The sequence below is a fragment of the Serratia sp. TSA_7 genome (assembly GCF_052692135.1).
In genome coordinates, this window is the sequence record NZ_JBQZFU010000004.1 from 99106 (window position 1) to 118102 (window position 18997).

The 18997-nt window shown below is 57.9% G+C and carries 19 protein-coding genes and 1 riboswitch; of the genes, 8 read left to right on the top strand and 11 right to left on the bottom strand.

Annotation, left to right across the window (positions count from 1 at the left end; all coding sequences use genetic code 11):
* The first annotated feature begins 167 nt into the window (after nt 1-167).
* Together ACUTQW_RS15485 and ACUTQW_RS15490 are read left to right on the top strand one after the other, a co-directional pair.
* Nucleotides 168-986 carry a winged helix-turn-helix domain-containing protein gene (locus ACUTQW_RS15485; protein WP_006324173.1) on the top strand — a complete coding sequence of 273 codons (819 nt, stop codon included), beginning with the start codon at nt 168-170 and terminating at the stop codon, nt 984-986.
* Nucleotides 983-1447, top strand: coding sequence for a hypothetical protein (locus ACUTQW_RS15490; protein WP_020438661.1), 465 nt, complete (start codon nt 983-985; stop codon nt 1445-1447). The genes ACUTQW_RS15485 and ACUTQW_RS15490 overlap by 4 nt, the downstream gene beginning before the upstream one ends.
* A gap of 65 nt (nt 1448-1512) precedes the next feature.
* On the opposite strand, the gene dusC is transcribed toward ACUTQW_RS15490, so the two are convergent.
* The 3 genes from dusC to rhlE form a co-directional block, all read right to left on the bottom strand.
* Nucleotides 1513-2442: a tRNA dihydrouridine(16) synthase DusC gene (dusC, locus tag ACUTQW_RS15495; RefSeq protein WP_020438660.1), complete on the bottom strand. Its 930-nt coding sequence runs from the start codon at nt 2440-2442 to the stop codon at nt 1513-1515.
* Between the two features lie 206 nt (nt 2443-2648).
* Entirely contained in the window at nt 2649-3608 is a 960-nt protein-coding gene (locus tag ACUTQW_RS15500) for a D-2-hydroxyacid dehydrogenase family protein (protein ID WP_020438659.1), read from the bottom strand.
* Nucleotides 3609-3726: 118 nt separating this feature from the next.
* Entirely contained in the window at nt 3727-5085 is a 1359-nt protein-coding gene (rhlE, locus tag ACUTQW_RS15505) for an ATP-dependent RNA helicase RhlE (protein ID WP_064798705.1), read from the bottom strand.
* A gap of 302 nt (nt 5086-5387) precedes the next feature.
* Between rhlE and cecR the strand changes: the two genes are divergently transcribed.
* Genes cecR through ACUTQW_RS15530 form a run of 5 tightly spaced genes read left to right on the top strand, consistent with a single transcriptional unit; the run spans nt 5388 to nt 11110 of the window.
* Nucleotides 5388-6077: a transcriptional regulator CecR gene (cecR, locus tag ACUTQW_RS15510; protein WP_208904741.1), complete on the top strand. Its 690-nt coding sequence runs from the start codon at nt 5388-5390 to the stop codon at nt 6075-6077.
* Nucleotides 6078-6095: 18 nt separating this feature from the next.
* Nucleotides 6096-7082 carry a secretion protein HlyD gene (hlyD, locus tag ACUTQW_RS15515; protein ID WP_198640433.1) on the top strand — a complete coding sequence of 329 codons (987 nt, stop codon included), beginning with the start codon at nt 6096-6098 and terminating at the stop codon, nt 7080-7082.
* Nucleotides 7083-7092: 10 nt separating this feature from the next.
* Nucleotides 7093-8823, top strand: a complete 1731-nt coding sequence (locus ACUTQW_RS15520; protein ID WP_004941912.1) for an ATP-binding cassette domain-containing protein — start codon at nt 7093-7095, stop codon at nt 8821-8823.
* Nucleotides 8820-9992, top strand: coding sequence for an ABC transporter permease (locus ACUTQW_RS15525; protein ID WP_241686388.1), 1173 nt, complete (start codon nt 8820-8822; stop codon nt 9990-9992). The genes ACUTQW_RS15520 and ACUTQW_RS15525 overlap by 4 nt, the downstream gene beginning before the upstream one ends.
* 11 nt (nt 9993-10003) lie before the next feature.
* Nucleotides 10004-11110 carry an ABC transporter permease gene (locus ACUTQW_RS15530; protein WP_004941909.1) on the top strand — a complete coding sequence of 369 codons (1107 nt, stop codon included), beginning with the start codon at nt 10004-10006 and terminating at the stop codon, nt 11108-11110.
* Nucleotides 11111-11416: 306 nt separating this feature from the next.
* On the opposite strand, the gene ACUTQW_RS15535 is transcribed toward ACUTQW_RS15530, so the two are convergent.
* The 6 genes from ACUTQW_RS15535 to moaA all read right to left on the bottom strand — a co-directional run bounded on the left by ACUTQW_RS15535 (nt 11417) and on the right by moaA (nt 15038).
* Complete coding sequence (locus tag ACUTQW_RS15535) at nt 11417-12127, bottom strand: Bax inhibitor-1/YccA family protein (protein ID WP_004941907.1); 711 nt, start codon at nt 12125-12127, stop codon at nt 11417-11419.
* Between the two features lie 131 nt (nt 12128-12258).
* Nucleotides 12259-12726, bottom strand: coding sequence for a molybdopterin synthase catalytic subunit MoaE (moaE, locus tag ACUTQW_RS15540; RefSeq protein WP_062790396.1), 468 nt, complete (start codon nt 12724-12726; stop codon nt 12259-12261).
* 2 nt (nt 12727-12728) lie between these two features.
* Nucleotides 12729-12974: a molybdopterin synthase sulfur carrier subunit gene (gene moaD, locus ACUTQW_RS15545; protein ID WP_062790399.1), complete on the bottom strand. Its 246-nt coding sequence runs from the start codon at nt 12972-12974 to the stop codon at nt 12729-12731.
* Nucleotides 12971-13450 (bottom strand): cyclic pyranopterin monophosphate synthase MoaC, encoded by a 480-nt coding sequence (gene moaC / locus ACUTQW_RS15550; protein WP_006324159.1) that lies wholly within the window; start codon nt 13448-13450, stop codon nt 12971-12973. The genes moaD and moaC overlap by 4 nt, the downstream gene beginning before the upstream one ends.
* A gap of 5 nt (nt 13451-13455) precedes the next feature.
* Nucleotides 13456-13968: a molybdenum cofactor biosynthesis protein B gene (gene moaB, locus ACUTQW_RS15555; protein WP_006324158.1), complete on the bottom strand. Its 513-nt coding sequence runs from the start codon at nt 13966-13968 to the stop codon at nt 13456-13458.
* 83 nt (nt 13969-14051) lie between these two features.
* Nucleotides 14052-15038: a GTP 3',8-cyclase MoaA gene (gene moaA / locus ACUTQW_RS15560; RefSeq protein WP_445654884.1), complete on the bottom strand. Its 987-nt coding sequence runs from the start codon at nt 15036-15038 to the stop codon at nt 14052-14054.
* Nucleotides 15025-15168, bottom strand: a riboswitch (molybdenum cofactor riboswitch). It overlaps the preceding gene by 14 nt.
* Before the next feature lie 261 nt (nt 15169-15429).
* On the opposite strand from moaA, the gene yvcK reads away from it, so the two are divergent.
* Nucleotides 15430-16347 carry a uridine diphosphate-N-acetylglucosamine-binding protein YvcK gene (gene yvcK, locus ACUTQW_RS15565; RefSeq protein ID WP_004941894.1) on the top strand — a complete coding sequence of 306 codons (918 nt, stop codon included), beginning with the start codon at nt 15430-15432 and terminating at the stop codon, nt 16345-16347.
* Nucleotides 16348-16362: 15 nt separating this feature from the next.
* On the opposite strand, the gene ACUTQW_RS15570 is transcribed toward yvcK, so the two are convergent.
* Nucleotides 16363-16620, bottom strand: a complete 258-nt coding sequence (locus tag ACUTQW_RS15570; RefSeq protein ID WP_126527654.1) for a VF530 family protein — start codon at nt 16618-16620, stop codon at nt 16363-16365.
* Between the two features lie 167 nt (nt 16621-16787).
* Nucleotides 16788-18800 carry an excinuclease ABC subunit UvrB gene (gene uvrB, locus ACUTQW_RS15575; RefSeq protein WP_004941889.1) on the bottom strand — a complete coding sequence of 671 codons (2013 nt, stop codon included), beginning with the start codon at nt 18798-18800 and terminating at the stop codon, nt 16788-16790.
* Between the last annotated feature and the right edge of the window lie 197 nt (nt 18801-18997).

Sequence of the window (18997 nt, forward strand, 5' to 3'; positions counted from 1 at the left end):
ATCAAAATAATGGCAGCAACAAGATTATTACACCAGAATAAAAACAATAAATTATCGTCAATGGAAAAATCTTATGGCGGCAATAAGATTTTTCTTGAAAACCAAGTCATCTGGGTTAGGATATCGGCTAACAACAACACCTGCCAATCCACATAAAACTTATAAATATGAAATACATAATAAACAAAATCGTTGTTTTCAACTCTGAAGAATTGACATTGTTTCTGTACGAGAATAACCAGGTTGTCACCAGGCTGACTAAACCGGCAAGCCGGTTATTGTTGGAGTTAATACAGAACAACAAGAAAAACATTACCCGGGATGATCTTCTTGAAAGGGTATGGACCACTTATGGTTTCACCGCCTCTAATGCCGGCTTAAATAATTACATTAGTGAGCTGCGTAAGGCATTCGCACTTTTGGGGTTAGCGAACGAAATTATCGTGACCATTCCTAAACTGGGGTTTCGCTTTGAAGGCTATATTGATCTCATCAATCCTTACGCAGAGGAAGCAGATATAACTTCGTCCGCAGAAGAAACAGAGGAAAAGAATAGGGTTGACGAGAGTGAAAACGGTGAGGAGACAGTTAACCGCCCGATAAAATACTCTTCAAAAGCCAAAATAAAGTGGTTAATTACTGCTCTTGGATTGGCCGGTGTTTTTATATTAACAGTCACCACTCTTATTAAGTGGGAGGACAGTGACGACTCCCATCCGCATCAAAAAATATTCAAATTTAATAGCTGCGATGTCTATGGCGTGGGAAAAATAGATAGCAAAGATGACTTGAGAATGAATATTGAGGGCATTCTGAATCGAGAAGGTATTGATTGCCTACATAGCTCAGGTGATGTTTTTTACATCGAGGACAGGCTTAATAAAAAAGACGTACGGGCTAGTTTAATTTCCTTTTGTAATAAAAATAAAAACAATCATTACGACGCCTGTTTCAATATAAAAAACCAGAGAAACACTACAAAATGACGAAGTTACTAATGGTACTTAATGGGTTTCTTTTTTTGCTGTTTTTTTCATTCAGCATGCATGCAGAAGAACCCTTCAAATGCACATCTCAGTATAAAACCTTGGTAGAAAAGGATAATGACTACACACTGTTTGATGGTCGTCTCACCCTATTTCTGAAAGATGAACATGAGGGTTTTTTCAGCCTGTCCGGAAAGGTTTCAACCAAAGAAAAAAATTACCTGTTGGTCAGGAAAAGCTATTTTACCCTCGCCCAGCATGAGGTTAATCAGGTCAAGCAGGCGACGATCACCAAGGTGATAAAGCACCCTAGCGACACCACACCAGACCCTCTTTGGCTGGCCGATATTTTACCAGAGCTACCAGGGATAGATTTTCATATAGAAATATGGCGCCTAAAGGATAACCTTATGATGGTGAAGTCCATCAACACCGGGTATCTCATTTGTGCCAAGAACTGATAATTTATCTCAAAGAGAAAAATTAGCGCGGGTTATCACCAGGGTAACCCGCCGCTTTTCTCACTTCAGCGGCAAATTACCCGCGCAATGTCCTTCGAGTTGGTCAGTGCACGCACTTCGCCGAACAGGTCGGTGGCCTCGGCATACTCTTTGCGTAAATACCCCAGCCACTGCTTGATGCGCGCCACGTGATACAGGCCGGTGTCGCCCTGCTTTTCCAGCTGCACGTATTTTTGCAGCAGTTGTACCACCTGCGGCCAGGGCATGCGCGGTTCGTTGTATTTCACCACCCGGCTCAGGTTCGGCACGTTTAATGCGCCGCGCCCCAGCATCACCGCGTCGCAGCCGGTGGTTTGCAGGCAGTCTTGCGCGCTTTGGTAATCCCAGATTTCGCCGTTGGCGATCACCGGAATGGTCAGCCGCTTGCGGATCTCGCCAATCGCCGCCCAGTTAATGCGCTCGGCCTTGTAGCCATCCTCTTTGGTACGGCCATGCACCGCCAGCTCGGTGGCGCCCGCCTGTTGCACCGCGTCGGCGATTTCAAAACTGCGGCTGTCGCTGTCCCAACCCAGGCGTACCTTTACCGTTACCGGCAGATGATCCGGCACCGCCGCACGCATCGCTTTCGCGCCCTGGTAAATCAGCTCCGGGTCTTTCAGCAAGGTCGCCCCGCCGCCGCTGCCGTTAACCAGCTTGGACGGGCAACCGCAGTTGAGATCGACGCCGTAAGAGCCCAGCTCGACCGCACGGGCGGCATTTTCCCCCAGCCACTGCGGGTGCTGGCCCAGCAGTTGGATGCGCACCAGCGTGCCGGACGGCGTGCGGCTGGCGTGGTGCAGTTCGGGGCACAGGCGGTAGAAAGATTTGGCCGGCAGCAGTTGGTCAACCACGCGCAGGAATTCGGTGATGCACAGGTCGTAGTCGTTCACTTCGGTGAGCAGCTCGCGCACCAAAGAATCGAGAACGCCCTCCATCGGAGCCAATAATACGCGCATGATTACCCCTGCTTAAAAAGACGCGCAATGATACGGGGGAATACCGGTATCAGACAAGCGCACGGGGGAATAAACCCTGCATATTTGAAGCTGCATCTTTGTTGGCTTCCTGCACTTACCCCGGTCACGTACTACCTGTACGCTCCCAGGGATGCGCTTAGTTGCCGCCGCGATGCAACTCCAATTATTTTGGGATTCAAACCGCCCTAGCCCAATCTACGCAGGGGCTGCCCGGCGAGAAACGCCTCGATGTCCTCAATCGCCTCGCGGAAGTAGATACGGTAGTTGTCATCGGCCACGTAGCCCAGGTGCGGCGTCGCCAGCACGTTGGGCAGGCGGCGGAAGATATCGTCCATCGGCAAAGGTTCAACCTCGAACACGTCCAGCCCGGCGCCGGCGATCCGTTGTTGTTGCAGAGCTTCTATTAATGCCGCCTGATCGACAATCGCCGCGCGCGAAGTGTTGATCAGATAGGCGGAAGGTTTCATCGCGGCCAGTTCATCGCGCCCCACCAGCCCACGGCTGCGTTCGCTCAACACCAAATGGACGGAGACAAAATCGCTCTGCTCGAACAGCGCCAGTTTCGACTCGGCCAGCGCAACGCCCTGTTGCCCGGCTCTTTCCGCCGTCAGGTTCTGGCTCCAGGCCAGCACCCGCATGCCGAACGCCTGCGCCACCTTGGCCATCTGGCTGCCAATCTTGCCCAGCCCCAGCAGGCCCAGCGTTTTGCCTTGCAGGGTGACGCCAATCGCCTGTTGCCAGGGGCCGTTATTGCGCAGCCCGGCATTTTCCGCCACCGTGTGCTTTGCCAGCCCCAGCAGCAGCGCCCAGGTCAGCTCCATCGGCGCGGCCGAGCCGCTGGCGGTGCCGCAAACCACAATGCCGCGCTGTTCGGCGGCGGCCAGATCGATAGAGGCATTGCGCATACCGGAGGTGATCAGCAGTTTTAACTTCGGCAAACGGGCCAGCAGCGTGGCGGTGATCGGCGTGCGCTCGCGCATGATCACCAGCATGTCGCAGTCTTGCAGGTGCACCGCCAGCTCCGCCTCGTCGGTAAAATGCTGGCTCATGGCGAACACCTCAACCCGTTCGGCTATCGCCGACCAGTCCGCCATGGTGAGTGCCACCTGCTGATAATCATCAAGAATTGCGCACTTCAGTTTCATCATCGGCTCCAGAGAAATTGAGTTACCCCGTCGATCCTAGTACGAAAATTCACTTCCGCCAGACATAAAAAAAGCCACCTAAAAAGGTGGCCTGATAGCGTCTTGCTGCAGCGCGATATTATTCGCCCGGTTTGCGGCTGCGCGGACGGCGTGCCGGCGCGCCTGAACGCGGTTTGCCGTCACCCTGAGGGCGGGCACTGCCGCCGCCACGGTTTTCACGTTGGCCGCTATGGCCGCCGCCGTTACCGCTACGCTGGCCGCCACCGGAGCGTTGACCGCCGCCGTTGCCGCGCCCGCCACCCTGACGGCCGTTGATGATCGGCTCCGCCTTGATGCTTGGGTCCGGCTCGTAGCCTGGCAGGGCAATACGCGGGATTTCACGCTTCAGCAGGCGCTCGATGTCGCGCAGCAGTTTGTGTTCATCCACGCAGACCAGCGAGATCGCCTCACCGGTGCGCTCTGCACGGCCGGTACGGCCGATGCGGTGCACGTAATCTTCCGGCACGTTAGGCAGCTCGTAGTTCACCACGTGCGGCAGTTGGTCGATGTCCAGACCGCGCGCCGCGATGTCGGTTGCCACCAGCACGCGAATTTTGCCGTCTTTAAAATCGGCCAATGCACGGGTACGCGCGCCCTGGCTTTTATTGCCGTGGATCGCTGCGGCAGTGATGCCGTCTTTGTTCAGCTGCTCGGCCAGGTGGTTGGCGCCGTGCTTGGTGCGGTTGAACACCAATACTTGTTTCCAGTCGCCTTCGCCGATCATCTGCGACAGCAGTTCCCGCTTACGCTTCTTGTCGACGAAGTGCACGCTTTGTTCGATCTGCTCGGACGCGGTGTTGCGGCGCGCCACTTCCACCGATGCCGGGTTGTGCAGCAGCTTGTTCGCCAACGCTTTGATGTCGTCGGAGAAGGTGGCCGAGAACAGCAGGTTCTGACGCTTGGCAGGCAGCTTGGCCAGCACGCGGCGGATATCATGGATAAAGCCCATATCCAGCATGCGGTCAGCTTCGTCCAGCACCAGAATTTCAATTTTGGACAGATCAACCGCGTTCTGGTGTTCCAGATCCAGCAGGCGACCCGGTGTTGCCACCAGAATGTCGACGCCGCCGCGCAGTTTCATCATCTGCGGGTTGATGCTCACGCCGCCAAACACCACCAGCGAACGCAGGCGCAGGTGTTTGCTGTAAGCTTCGACGTTTTCGCCGATCTGCGCCGCCAGTTCACGGGTTGGCGTCAGGATCAGCGCACGTACCGGGCGACGGCCTTTGATCGGATGATCATGCTTACTCAGCAGCTGCAATAGCGGCAGGGTAAAGCCAGCGGTTTTACCGGTACCGGTCTGTGCGCTGGCCATCAGGTCACGACCTTCCAACACCACAGGGATAGCCTGGCGCTGAATTGGCGTAGGTTCGCGATAGCCCTGTTCTTCAACAGCGCGCAGAATTTCAGCACTTAAGCCGAGAGTTTCAAATGACATAGTAGAGAAAAGCTCCAGATCCCCCCTAACCTAAACAATGTTCGGTGCAGTTTCCTGGGAGGATGATCAGACGGGGCATTAAGCATGACCACGAGGGATTTGGCACAAACTGCAGTGCACCAGCGCGGGAGTGTAGCAGAAGTCGCACAAGAAAACGCAATTTTACTGACCGAAAGCACAATATGCCGGAAATTCAGCATATCCCGAGAATAACCTGAATTTAAAAAGGGTTTCTGATTGCATTTCACCCAATCTGGCATAAAGTTAATCATATGATTGATTAACTTTTGCGAGCACTGTCTATGCCAGGTAATCAAACTGCCGGCCGGGCGCGCGGCGAACAGGCGCGCCAGCAGCTGATCGCCGCCGCCATCGAGATGTTCGGCGAATACGGCATTCAGGGCGCGACCACCCGCGATATCGCCCAACGCGCCGGGCAGAACATCGCCGCCATTACCTATTACTTCAATTCCAAAGAAGGCCTCTATCTGGCCGTTGCGCAGTGGATTGCCGATTTTATCCAGCAGGCGTTCCGCCCGCTGGCCGAGGAAATTGACCGCTTCTGGCAACGACCTGCCGCCGAGCGCCGGCCGGAACAGTATCTCGCTTACCTGAAAAGCGGGCTGCTGGCGTTCAGCGAACTGATGACCCAACCGCATACGCTGAACCTGAGCAAAATCATGTCGCGCGAACAGCTCTCGCCTACCGATGCTTATCCGCTGATCCACCAGCAGGTGATAGCGCCGCTGCATAGCAAACTGTGCCGCCTGTTGGCGGCCTATACCGGCATCGACGAGCGCTCGACCAAAGTCGTGCTGCACACCCACGCGCTGCTCGGCGAGGTGCTGTCGTTTCGCATCGCGCGGGAAACCGTGCGTCGGCAGGCAGGCTGGCAGCAGATAGGTGCGCCCGAAGCGGCGCAGATCGGCGAGGTGCTGGCGGAACACATAGATCTTCTGGTTAATGGGCTGCGCCAGCGTTATGGCGCTTAAATTCAGGCAGGGAGTGTTATGAACAAAAAACGCAGTGCCCTCATTGTGGCGGCTATCGTGCTGATCGCCGCCGCCGGTTACGGCTTTTGGTATTACCAACAGCAGCAAGACCAGCCGCTGACGCTGTACGGCAACGTCGATATCCGCACGGTGAATCTCGGCTTCCGCGTCGACGGACGGCTGGCGTCGCTGACCGTAGACGAGGGCGACCCGCTCCAACCGGGGCAACTGCTCGGCAAGCTGGACGACGCGCCGTACATTAATGCACTGCAACAGGCGCAGGCCAACGTCGCCAGCGCCAAGGCCAAGCTGGCGCTGCTGATGGCCGGTTACCGCGCCGAAGAGATTGCCCAGGTGCGTTCGGAAGTGGCGCAACGCCTTTCCGCCTTTAGCTATGCCGACAGCTTCCTCAAACGCCAGCAAGGATTATGGGCGAAAAACGCCACCTCCGCCGACGCGCTGGAAGATGCCCGCACCTCGCGCAATCAGGCGCAGGCCAACCTGCAGGCCTCGAAAGACAAGCTGTCGCAATACCTCAGCGGCAACCGCCCGCAGGAGATAGAAGAAGCCAAAGCCAATCTGGCGCAAAATGAAGCCGCGCTGGCGCAGGCGCAGTTGAATTTGCACGATACCACTCTGGTTTCCCCTTCGGCCGGCACGGTGCTGACGCGCGCGGTCGAGCCGGGCACCATGCTCAGCGCCGGCGGCACGGTATTCACGCTTTCGCTGACCCGCCCGGTGTGGGTGCGCGCCTATGTGAACGAATCCAGCCTGGGTAAAGCGGTGCCGGGCGCCGAACTGGAGATTTATACCGATGGCCGGCCGAACAGGCCTTATCACGGCAAAATCGGCTTTGTGTCGCCGACCGCCGAATTTACGCCGAAAAGCGTCGAAACTCCGGACCTGCGCACCGATTTGGTGTACCGCCTGCGGGTGATCGTCACCGACGCCGATGACGAATTGCGCCAGGGCATGCCGGTCACCGTTCGTTTTGCCAAACCTTGAGGGGGCGGTAATGGAACAGGTCATTGAACTGGAGGCGTTGGAAAAACGTTTCCCGTCGTTGGCAAAACCCGCGGTCGCCAGCCTGACCACCCGCCTGACCAGTGGCGCGGTCACAGGGCTGGTTGGCCCGGACGGCGCCGGCAAAACCACGCTGCTGCGCATGCTGGCCGGGTTGCTGAAACCCAGCAGCGGTACGCTGCGCGTCGCCGGGTTGGATCCGATCGCACAAGATCGTCAACTGCACGCCATCCTCGGCTACATGCCGCAGAAGTTCGGCCTGTATGAAGATCTGACGGTCATGGAAAACCTGACGCTGTACGCCGATCTGCGCGGCGTCACCGGCGATCTGCGTAAACAAACCTTCGAGCGGTTGCTGACCTTCACCGATCTCACTCGCTTTACCACCCGCCTTGCGGGCAAGCTTTCCGGCGGCATGAAACAAAAACTCGGGCTGGCCTGCACGCTGGTGGGCCAACCGCAGGTGCTGCTGCTGGATGAGCCTGGGGTCGGGGTCGATCCGATCTCGCGCCGCGAGCTGTGGCGCATGGTGCATGAGCTGGCCAACGACGGCATGCTGATCCTGTGGAGCACCTCCTATCTTGACGAGGCCGAGCAGTGCCGCGAAGTGCTGCTGCTCAATGAAGGTGAATTGCTGTTCAGCGGCGCGCCTAAAGATCTGACTCAGCGCATGGCCGGGCGCACGGTATTGATTGCGCCCCCCGCCGGCAGCCACCGCGCCCTGCTGCAACGGGCTATCTGCCTGCCTTCGGTCACCGACGGGGTGATCCAGGGCAAATACCTGCGGCTGATCCTCAAGCAGGGCGAAGATCACCGCCAGATACTGCAAGCGCTGGATCTGCCGGATGCGGAAATGACGGAAGCGGATCCGCGCTTCGAGGATGCGTTTATCGATCTGCTCGGCGGCGGGCCAAACAGTAAATCGGCGCTGGCGGAGATCATGCCCACCGTCGAGGGCGAAAGCACGCAAACGGTGATTGAAGCTCAGGGGCTGACCAAGAAATTCGGCGATTTCGCCGCCACCGACCATGTGGACTTCAAGGTGCAACGCGGCGAGATTTTCGGCCTGCTCGGCCCGAACGGCGCCGGCAAATCCACCACCTTCAAAATGATGTGCGGGCTGCTGGTGCCGACTGAAGGCAAGGCGCTGGTGCTGGATATGGATCTGAAAACCAGCTCCGGCAAGGCGCGTCAGCGTCTGGGCTATATGGCGCAGAAATTCTCGCTGTACGGCAACCTGACGGTGGCGCAGAACCTGAAATTTTTCTCCGGTGTTTACGGCCTGAGCGGCAAAGCGCAGCGCGACAAAATCAACGAGATGTCGACCGCCTTCAACTTTGGGCCGATCCTCGGCCAAACGCCGGATTCGCTGCCGCTCGGCTTCAAGCAACGGCTGGCCCTGGCCTGCGCGCTGATGCACGAACCGGACATTCTGTTTCTCGACGAACCGACCTCGGGCGTAGACCCCCTGACCCGCCGCGAGTTCTGGTTGCACATCAACGGCATGGTGGATAAAGGCGTGACGGTGATGGTCACGACCCACTTTATGGACGAGGCGGAATACTGCGATCGCATCGGGCTGGTGTATCGCGGCAAGATCATCGCCGCCGGCACGCCGGACGATCTCAAACAGCAGGTAGCCTGCGACGACAACCCCAACCCTTCAATGGAGCAGGCGTTTATCGATCTGGTGCAGGGTTACGATCGGGAGGAGCAGCCGTGAGCGAAAACATAGCCGTGACCGAGAAAACAACCTCCGCCGACGCCAGCGGTTTCTCCTGGCGACGGCTGCGTGCACTGTGTCTGAAAGAGACGCGGCAGATCCTGCGCGATCCCAGCAGCGGGCTGATCGCCTTTGTGATCCCATTGATGCTGCTGTTTATCTTCGGCTACGGCATCAACCTGGATTCCAGCAAGCTGCGGCTGGGCATTTTGATGGAGCAACAAAGCGAAGACGCCCGCGATCTGGCCCACGCTTTCGCCGGCTCGCCCTACATTGAACCGACCATCAGCGATAATCGCCAACAGCTGATCCAACTGATGCAGGCCGGGCGCATCCGTGGGCTGGTGGTGATCCCCAACGACTTTGACAAACAGCTGGCGCGGCCGCACGACAGCGCGCCAATCCAGGTAATCACCGACGGCAGCGAGCCGAACACCGCCAACTTTGTCCAGGGCTATACCCAGGGCGTGTGGCAAATCTGGCAGCAGCAGCGCGCCACCGATCGCGGGCGCGAGGACAAGCCGCTGATTGACGTGCAGATGCGTTACTGGTTTAACCCGGCGGCCATCAGCCGGCACTACATCATTCCCGGTGCCATCACCATTATCATGACGGTAATTGGCGCGATCCTCACTTCGCTGGTGATCGCCCGCGAATGGGAACGCGGCACCATGGAGGCGCTGCTCTCCACCCAGGTGACGCGCAGCGAACTGTTGCTCTCCAAACTGGTGCCCTACTACTTCCTCGGCATGATCGCCATGGTGCTGTGCATGGTGGTGTCGGTATTCGTACTCGGCGTGCCCTACCGCGGTTCGCTGCTGATTTTGTTCGTGATCAGCAGCCTGTTCCTCGCCAGTACGCTCGGCATGGGGCTACTGATTTCCACCCTCACCCGCAATCAGTTCAACGCGGCGATGGTGGCGCTGAACGCCGCCTTTCTGCCTTCGATCATGCTGTCCGGCTTTATCTTCCAGATCGACAGCATGCCGGCGATCGTGCGCGCCGTGACCTATATCATCCCGGCACGCTACTTCGTCAGCACGTTGCAGACGCTGTTTCTGGCGGGCAACGTCGGCACGGTGCTGATGATTAACCTGCTGTTCCTGATCGCCTCAGCGGTGGTGTTTATCGGCCTGACGGCCTGGAAAACCCAGCGGCGGCTGGATTAAGGAGAAAGACAATGTTTTACCGTCTCTGGACGTTAATCATTAAGGAAATGCAATCGCTGCTGCGCGATCCGCAGACCCGCGCCATCCTGATTTTGCCAGTTATTCTGCAGGTGCTGCTGTTCCCGTTCGCCGCCACGCTGGAGGTGACCAACGCCACCATCGCGGTGTACAGCGAAGACAGCGGCCATGCTTCGGTAGAGCTGACCCAGCGCTTCGCCAAGGCGAAAGCCTTTTCGCACGTATTGCTGCTGCGCAACCCGCAAGAGATACAAACCACCCTCGACAACCAGCGGGCGCTGCTGCTGATCCGCTTCCCGGCGCAGTTCTCGCGCGATATCGCCAGCGGTACTACCGCCCCGCTGCAATTGCTGCTCGACGGGCGCAATTCCAACAGCGCGCAGATTGCCGCCAACTATGTGCAACAGATTGTGCAGGATTACCAAAACGAGCTGATCGGCAACCGCGCCAAACCCAACAACAGCGAGCTGGTGGTGCGTAACTGGTATAACCCGAATCTGGATTACAAATGGTTCGTGGTGCCTTCGCTGATCGCCATGATCACCACCATCGGCGTGCTGATTGTCACCTCGCTGTCGGTGGCGCGCGAGCGTGAACAGGGCACGCTGGAGCAGTTGCTGGTATCGCCGCTGACCACCTGGCAGATTTTTATCGGCAAGGCGGTGCCGGCGCTGATTGTCGCCACCTTCCAGGCCAGTATCGTGCTGCTGATTGGCATCTTTATGTACCAGATCCCGTTCGCCGGCTCGCTACTGCTGTTCTACGGCACCATGCTGGTTTACGGGCTGTCGTTGGTGGGGTTCGGTCTGCTGATTTCTTCGCTGTGCGCCACGCAGCAGCAGGCGTTTATCGGCGTGTTCGTGTTTATGATGCCGGCGATCCTGCTTTCCGGTTATGTCTCGCCGGTGGAGAACATGCCGGTGTGGCTGCAGGATCTCACCTGGGTTAACCCGATTCGCCACTTTACCGATATCACCAAACAGATCTATTTGAAGGACGCCAGCTTCGGCATTATCTGGCACAGCCTGTGGCCGCTGCTGGTGATCACCGCCACCACCGGCAGCGCCGCCTACGCCATGTTCCGCCGCAAAATGGCATAAAAAATGTCGAGTTTGATGACAAAGTTGTCTTTAAACCCGAGATACCCGGGCCTAGCGCACCGAGGGGCGCTCCGGCGGGCAAGCCGCTACGACCCCTTCGCCACGCTCTCCCTAATAACGGGCTTTGTCAGTAGTCTGGGGCTTAACATGTTAAGCCCCTACGGAAGACGCTGATTTTAGCGGCGGCGAGACCAAGCAATGGTGCGACGCCCGCAGCGCAGAAAGCGCAGTTGACATAGGTCAATGAGCATTTCGAGCAGCGTACGGTGCAGTAGTGCGCTGTGTCGCAGCCCCGATAAAACGGATTTAGCGGCGGTTGCCGAAAATGCGCAGTAACATCAGGAACAGGTTGATGAAATCAAGATACAGCGTCAGCGCGCCGACGATGGCGTATTTGCGGAAGCTGTCTTTGTCATCGGCGTTCAGCTGTTCGCCCATAGCTTTCAGTTTCTGGGTGTCGTACGCCGTCAGGCCAACGAACACCAGCACCCCGATATAGGTAATCGCCCACATCAAGGCGGTGCTTTTCAGCCAGATATTCACCAGCGAAGCCAGCACGATACCGATCAGCGCCATAAACAACATGCTGCCGAAACCGCTCAAGTCACGCTTGGTGGTGTAGCCGTACAGGCTCATGGCCCCGAACATGCCGGCGGTCACCACAAAGGTGCTGGCGATCGAGCTGTAGGTATAAGCGATGAAAATGCTGGAAAGCGTCAGCCCGGTCAGCGCCGAATAAAGCATAAACAGTGACGTAGCCACAGTGCCACTCAGGCGGTTGACCATGCCGGAAATCACGAACACCAACGCCAGCTGCGCGATAATCAGGCCGAAGAAGGTGATCTGGCTGGAGAAAATAAAGTTGAGGATCGCGGGCGTGTTGGCCGCGTACCAGGAAACGAATGCCGTCAACAGCAGGCCACAGGTCATCCAGCCATAAACCTGCGCCATATAAGCCTGAATGCCGCTGTTGGCACGTTCAACGATTGAACCATTAGAGCGTGGATATCGGTCCATGACGGTTACCTTTTGCATGTGGAACAAGATGTTAAAGCCCCATCTGATGGGACTCAGCCTGTAATAAGCGTACCACAGAAACGGCAACGCGGAAGCGGCAAAGGTATTGATATATTTCTGCGGTTTACCCTTTATTTATTCGCATTATGCCAACGTTCCGCCGCCTGACGATCGCTGTCGCGCGCGTCGACCCAGCGCTCGCCCTGCCCGGTCGCTTCGCGCTTCCAGAACGGCGCACGGGTTTTCAGGTAGTCCATGATGAATTCGGTGGCGGCAAACGCCATGCTGCGGTGCGCGCTGGTCACGCCGACGAACACAATCTCCTCGCCGGGAAACAGCTCGCCCACGCGGTGGATCACCGTCGCCCGCTGCAACGGCCAGCGGTTGCGCGCTTCCTCCACGATCTCCGCCAGCGCTTTTTCGGTCATGCCGGGGTAGTGCTCCAGCGTCAACGCGCTGACGTCATCGCCCAGATTATGGTTGCGCACCTTGCCGGTGAAGGTCACGACGGCGCCGTCGTCATCGCACTGCGCCAGCCACTGATACTCATCGCCGACGCTGAATGGCGCTGCACCGACGCGGATACGGGTGTTTTCCACTGTTAACCTCCGGTTACCGGCGGAAAGAAAGCGACTTCATCGCCGGCGCGCAGCGGGTGCTCGGCCGCCACCAGCGACTGATTGACCGCCGTCAGCAGCTTGCCAGATTCCAGCGCCAGCGCCCAGCGTTCGCCGCGTGCGCACAGCGCCCTGCGCAGCGCCTCTACCGTGGGATAGTCGGCCGGCATCGACAAGTCGCCGGTGCCTACCAGTTCGCGCACTTGGGCAAAAAACAGAATGTTAATCATAGCTCCACCTTAAAATCACCGGACTTGCCGCCGCTTTTCGCCAGCAGCCGTACCGGGCCGATCACCATGTCTTTTTGCACCGCTTTGCACATGTCGTAAATGGTCAACGCGGCGACCGAGGCGGCGGTCAGCGCTTCCATTTCGACGCCGGTCTTGCCGGTCAGCCGGCAGCAGGTTTCAATGCGCACCCGGCTGTGTTCCGGTTGCGCCTCCAACTGCACTTCAACCTTGCTCAGCATCAGCGGATGGCACAGCGGGATCAGCTCCCAGGTGCGTTTCGCCGCCTGAATGCCGGCGATGCGCGCCGTGGCGAAGACGTCGCCCTTGTGGTGGCTGCCGCCGAGGATCATCGCCAGCGTGGCGGGCAGCATCTCGACAAAGGCCTCGGCGCGGGCTTCGCGCACCGTCTCCGCCTTGGCGGAAACGTCGACCATATGGGCTTCGCCCGCGGCGTTAATATGGGTTAACTGCGTCATGGATCTTATCTCTTCAAATGGGGCTGGAAGTTGCACGGGCGGTGGCGCGCGTCCAACTGCTCTTCAATAATGCGCTCCCAGGCGGTGCGGCAGGCGCGGGTCGAACCCGGCATGGCGAAAATCACCGTCCGGTTGGCGATGCCGGCCAACGCGCGCGACTGGATAGTGGCGGTGCCGATTTCTTCGTAGGACACCATGCGGAACAGTTCGCCGAATCCTTCGACCTCGCGGTCGAACAGCGGCAGCAGCGCTTCCGGGGTGTAGTCGCGGGCGGTAAAACCGGTGCCGCCGGTGATCAACACCGCCTGCACGCCTTCATCGGCAATCCACGCGGAAACCCGCGCGCGGATCAGGTATTTATCGTCTTTGACGATGGCGCGATCCACCACCTGATGGCCCGCCTCCTGCGCCGCTTCCTGCAGATAATGGCCGGAGGTGTCTTCCGCTTCGCCCCGGCTGTCCGAGACGGTCAGAATGGCGATATGCGCCGGAATGAATTCACTGCTGGCATGACTCATTGTTAACGATGCTCCTCTTCGTTGGATGCCCAATAGATTTCAAGTTACAGCCAACAACGCTGCGGCTTGAGATATGCAGAGCATTATCCGCCGATAAACGACAGGTTCTGGGTAATGCCGGTGTTGTTCTGATGCAAGAAATGGGTCTGTTTTTTGCTCAGCAACCCGCCCTGGATACGTTGCTTCAATGCCTCGAGCTGGCCGTCGTCCGCCAGCAGATCGCGCAGCGTAATACCTTGCTCGCCGAACAGGCACAGATGCAGGTTGCCGATGGCGGAGACCCGCAGCCGGTTGCAGCTGGCGCAGAAATCTTTCTCGTACGGCATGATCAACCCCACTTCCCCCTGATAATCCGGGTGGCTGAATACCTGCGCCGGGCCGTCGCTGCGGCCGCGCGGTTGCCGTTGCCAGCCCTGCTGCTCCAGTTGCAAACGAATCACTTCGCCGGACACGTGATGCCGGCGAAACAGCTCGCCCCCCTCGCCGGTTTCCATCAGTTCGATAAAACGCAGTTGGATCGGGCGGTCCTTGATCCAGTGCAGAAATGCGCCCAGTTGCTGATGATTGACGTCACGCATCAGTACCGCATTGACCTTGACCTTGCTGAACCCGGCGGCAAACGCGGCATCGATGCCGTCCATCACCTGGCGGAACTTGTCCTGACCGGTAATGGCATGAAACTGGCGGGCATCCAGGCTGTCGACGCTGACGTTAATCGCCGTCAGGCCGGCGTCGCGCCACTGGGCGACGTCGCGCGCCAGGCGGTAACCGTTGGTGGTAACCGCCAGCGTTCGGATGGCCGGGTTTTCACGTACAGCGGCAATGATCTCGGTAAAATCGCGGCGCAGCGAAGGTTCACCGCCGGTAAGACGGACCTTTTCGGTGCCCAGTTCGGCAAAGGCGCGGCTGACGCGACGGATCTCATCCAGCGACAGGAAGGTTTTCGGGCTGCCGCTAGGTCGGTAACCGTCAGGCAAGCAGTAGGTGCAACGAAAGTTGCACACGTCGGTGATCGAAAGACGCAAGTAATAGAACTTGCGCTCATAAGCATCAATGAGTTGCGGCACCATAACACCTTTCCAAAGTCGGGAGATGCGAGCGTTTCCACTCTGCACCCTGGTGGCTGACTTCGCCACGGCCCAAGCGCCATATTGTTCGCAGGAACAACGTAGGCCCAGAGGCTAGGAGTTTTGGTCTCAGTTCCCGCTGTTTGGATAGCCGGAACGAAACCGTGGTTTTCACCAGAATACTAGCGCTAAATAAACGCGATAGCCAACTCGCAATTTCGCTATATAATTGTGTATACAGCGATTTTACGTGGCTGCAAATCTGGTTAACCATGATAAACGCCCCTTGCGCAGGCGAATTGACCAGAATCACGCAAATGACACTCTTTTTCGCGTTTTTACGCCAAATCCGCTACTTTATGCGGGCAGTTTCAGCCCCTTTGTAAGGAAATTTATGCGTAATCGTACCCTGGCCGATCTCGATCGGGTGGTGGCATTAGGTGGTGGCCACGGTCTTGGCCGCGTGATGTCTTCCCTGTCGTCTTTAGGCTCCCGTTTAACCGGCATTGTCACCACTACCGATAATGGCGGTTCCACCGGTCGCATCCGCCGCTCGGAAGGCGGCATTGCCTGGGGCGATACCCGCAACTGTCTCAATCAACTGATCACCGAACCGAGCGTCGCCTCCGCGATGTTCGAATACCGCTTCAGCGGCAACGGCGAGCTGTCGGGGCATAATCTCGGCAACCTGATGTTGAAAGCCTTGGATCACCTCAGCGTGCGTCCTCTGGAGGCGATCAATCTGGTACGCAGCCTGCTGAAAGTGGACGCGGCGCTGATCCCGATGTCTGAACAGCCGGTGGATCTGATGGCGCACGACCATGAAGGCCACCAGGTTTACGGTGAAGTGAACATCGACCAGCTTACCCATATGCCGCAGGAGCTGATGTTGTCGCCGCACGTCCACGCCACGCGTGAAGCGCTGGATGCCATCGCGCAGGCCGACGTGATCCTGATTGGGCCGGGCAGTTTTCTCACCAGCCTGATGCCGTTGTTACTGTTGGACGACCTCACCCAGGCTCTGCGTCGCAGCAGCGCCAATATGATCTACATCGGCAATCTGGGGCGCGAACTGAGCGTCGCGGCGGCGGCATTGTCGCTGAAAGACAAGCTGGAGCTGATGGAAGAGCGGATTGGCCGCAAGATGATTGATGCACTGATTGTCGGCCCGGCAGCGGATACCGGGGCGGTGCAGGATCGGGTAGTGATTCAGCAACCGTTGGAAGCCGCCGATATTCCTTACCGCCACGATCGCCAACTGCTGCGCCAGGCGCTGGATCAGGCGTTGATAGAATTGGGTACTCGCGCCTGATTTAGCCGCAGTCGGTTAATCCCGCCCACGCAGCCACGGGTTGTCGCTGGCCGCGCTGTTGACCATATCGATATAAAGATCCTCCACCTGCTTGCGCGCCCACGGCGTGCGGCGCAAAAACTTCAGGCTGGACTTGATGCTGGGATCGCTGCTGAAACAGTTGATGCGAATGCGTTCGGCCAGCCCTGACCAGCCATAGCTCTCTACCAGCTTAGTTAAAAGTTGTTCCAGAGTGACGCCGTGCAACGGGTCTTTGGACGGGCGTTCGGTCATGGTCTTTGGCTCGCGTTAGTCAATTGGCCGCACACCATAATCAGCTTTGGCGCAGGCGACAAGAAATTTATCCCCTTCGTCTTTCAAACCGCAGCGTTCACATCACCGTAGGGGGCGAAGAAATTCGCCCCGATTGATGCGGGCACCGAATACGGCGCCCCAACGGCTCACGAGATGGCGATAAACTGCTCGCGCAACTGGTGGATTTCGTCACGCAAACCGGCGGCCAGCTCGAACTCCAGGTTCTGCGCGTGGGTATACATCTGCGCTTCCAGCTCGCGGATTTTCTGATCCAGCGCTTTTGGCGTCAGGTGCTGATACTGAGCGGCGCTTTCCGCGGCCTTGCCCTTCCCTCGGCCCTTGCTGCGGTTGCCCGGCTGGCCCAACTGCAGGATATCGGACACTTTCTTGTTCAGGCCTTTAGGCACGATGCCGTTTTCTTCGTTGAACGCCTGCTGCTTGACGCGGCGGCGTTCGGTCTCGCCAATCGCCCTGGCCATCGAGTCGGTAATTCTGTCGCCGTAGAGGATTGCCTTGCCGTTGAGATTACGCGCCGCACGACCTATGGTCTGGATCAGGGAGCGTTCGGAACGCAGGAAACCTTCCTTGTCTGCGTCCAGAATCGCCACCAGCGACACCTCAGGCATGTCCAGCCCTTCACGCAACAGGTTAATGCCCACCAGCACGTCAAACTCGCCCAGACGCAGGTCACGAATGATTTCGACGCGTTCCACGGTATCGATGTCCGAGTGCAGATAGCGCACGCGCTCGCCGTGCTCTTCCAGGTATTCGGTCAGATCTTCCGCCATGCGCTTGGTCAGGGTGGTAACCAACACGCGCTCCTTGACCGCCACCCGCTTGCGGATCTCGGAAAGCAGGTCGTCCACCTGGGTGGTGACTGGCCGCACTTCCACTATCGGATCCAGCAGCCCGGTAGGCCGCACGACCTGATCGATAATGTCGTCGCCGGACTTCTCCAGCTCATATTTGCCCGGCGTGGCGGACACGTAAATAGTCTGCGGCGCCAGCGCTTCGAATTCTTCAAAGCGCATCGGGCGGTTATCCAGCGCCGACGGCAGGCGGAAGCCGTATTCCACCAGCGTTTCCTTGCGCGAGCGATCGCCTTTGTACATACCGCCGATTTGCGGAATGGTGACGTGCGATTCATCGACCACCAGCAGGCCATCCGCCGGCAAGTAGTCAAACAGCGTCGGTGGCGGCTCGCCCTCGCTGCGCCCGGACAAATAGCGCGAATAGTTTTCAATGCCGGAGCAGTAGCCCAGCTCGTTCATCATCTCCAGATCAAACTGGGTGCGCTGCGTCAGGCGCTGTTCTTCCAACAGCTTGTTGTTGGCCAGCAGCACTTTGCGCCGCTCGGCCAGATCCACCTTGATCTCTTCCATCGCCTGCAGGATCCGCTCGCGCGGCGTCACGTAGTGCGACTTCGGGTAAATGGTGAAGCGCTGTACCACCTGCTCGATCTGGCCGGTCAGCGGATCGAACAGCGAAAGCCGCTCGACTTCTTCATCAAACAGCTCGATGCGCAACGCCAGCTCGTCCGACTCCGCCGGGAAGATGTCGATCACCTCGCCGCGCACGCGGAAGGTGGCGCGCTGGAAAGCCTGATCGTTGCGGGAATATTGCAGCTCCGTCAAACGCCGCAGGATCGAACGTTGATCGATGATCATGCCCTTGGTCAGGTGCAGCATCATCTTCAGATACAGCTCCGGATCGCCCAGACCGTAGATTGCCGACACCGATGCCACCACCACCACGTCGCGGCGTTCCAGCAGCGCTTTGGTGGCTGAAAGGCGCATTTGTTCGATGTGCTCGTTCACCGCGGAGTCTTTTTCAATAAAGGTGTCGGAGCTGGGAACATAGGCTTCCGGCTGGTAGTAGTCGTAATACGAGACAAAATACTCAACCGCATTCTCGGGGAAGAACTCTTTCATCTCGCCATACAGCTGCGCCGCCAGCGTCTTGTTTGGCGCCAGTACCATGGTCGGCCGGTTTAGATCGGCGATGACGTTGGCGATGGTAAATGTCTTGCCCGAACCGGTAACGCCCAACAGCGTTTGATGCGCCAGGCCGTCTTCCAGGCCCTCTTCCAGCTTGCGAATGGCTTCCGGCTGATCGCCGGCCGGTTTGAAATCGGAATGCAGTTTGAAAATTTTACTCATTGACTCGGCTACCCTGTGGAGATGCGCGCGCTCAGGCGGCCATGGAGCGGATGCTCGACGAATGGCCCCTAATTATGGAAAGCCCCGGCGATTTTCGCCAGTGCCTATGATACTGGATATAAAACCAGCTTCAAGCGATTCGTTGCTCAAGATGGCGTAGCCCGCCATTGACCCCGGTGGCGACGCGCAATGGCAAA

What these genes read in the sequence shown, in the direction of transcription:
- ACUTQW_RS15485 (WP_006324173.1), top strand. Translation starts at nt 168, where the DNA reads ATGAAATACATAATAAACAAAATCGTTGTTTTCAACTCTGAAGAATTG.
- ACUTQW_RS15490 (WP_020438661.1), top strand. Translation starts at nt 983, where the DNA reads ATGACGAAGTTACTAATGGTACTTAATGGGTTTCTTTTTTTGCTGTTT.
- dusC (WP_020438660.1), bottom strand. Translation starts at nt 2,442, where the DNA reads ATGCGCGTATTATTGGCTCCGATGGAGGGCGTTCTCGATTCTTTGGTG.
- ACUTQW_RS15500 (WP_020438659.1), bottom strand. Translation starts at nt 3,608, where the DNA reads ATGAAACTGAAGTGCGCAATTCTTGATGATTATCAGCAGGTGGCACTC.
- rhlE (WP_064798705.1), bottom strand. Translation starts at nt 5,085, where the DNA reads ATGTCATTTGAAACTCTCGGCTTAAGTGCTGAAATTCTGCGCGCTGTT.
- cecR (WP_208904741.1), top strand. Translation starts at nt 5,388, where the DNA reads ATGCCAGGTAATCAAACTGCCGGCCGGGCGCGCGGCGAACAGGCGCGC.
- hlyD (WP_198640433.1), top strand. Translation starts at nt 6,096, where the DNA reads ATGAACAAAAAACGCAGTGCCCTCATTGTGGCGGCTATCGTGCTGATC.
- ACUTQW_RS15520 (WP_004941912.1), top strand. Translation starts at nt 7,093, where the DNA reads ATGGAACAGGTCATTGAACTGGAGGCGTTGGAAAAACGTTTCCCGTCG.
- ACUTQW_RS15530 (WP_004941909.1), top strand. Translation starts at nt 10,004, where the DNA reads ATGTTTTACCGTCTCTGGACGTTAATCATTAAGGAAATGCAATCGCTG.
- ACUTQW_RS15535 (WP_004941907.1), bottom strand. Translation starts at nt 12,127, where the DNA reads ATGGACCGATATCCACGCTCTAATGGTTCAATCGTTGAACGTGCCAAC.
- moaD (WP_062790399.1), bottom strand. Translation starts at nt 12,974, where the DNA reads ATGATTAACATTCTGTTTTTTGCCCAAGTGCGCGAACTGGTAGGCACC.
- moaC (WP_006324159.1), bottom strand. Translation starts at nt 13,450, where the DNA reads ATGACGCAGTTAACCCATATTAACGCCGCGGGCGAAGCCCATATGGTC.
- moaB (WP_006324158.1), bottom strand. Translation starts at nt 13,968, where the DNA reads ATGAGTCATGCCAGCAGTGAATTCATTCCGGCGCATATCGCCATTCTG.
- moaA (WP_445654884.1), bottom strand. Translation starts at nt 15,038, where the DNA reads ATGGTGCCGCAACTCATTGATGCTTATGAGCGCAAGTTCTATTACTTG.
- yvcK (WP_004941894.1), top strand. Translation starts at nt 15,430, where the DNA reads ATGCGTAATCGTACCCTGGCCGATCTCGATCGGGTGGTGGCATTAGGT.
- ACUTQW_RS15570 (WP_126527654.1), bottom strand. Translation starts at nt 16,620, where the DNA reads ATGACCGAACGCCCGTCCAAAGACCCGTTGCACGGCGTCACTCTGGAA.
- uvrB (WP_004941889.1), bottom strand. Translation starts at nt 18,800, where the DNA reads ATGAGTAAAATTTTCAAACTGCATTCCGATTTCAAACCGGCCGGCGAT.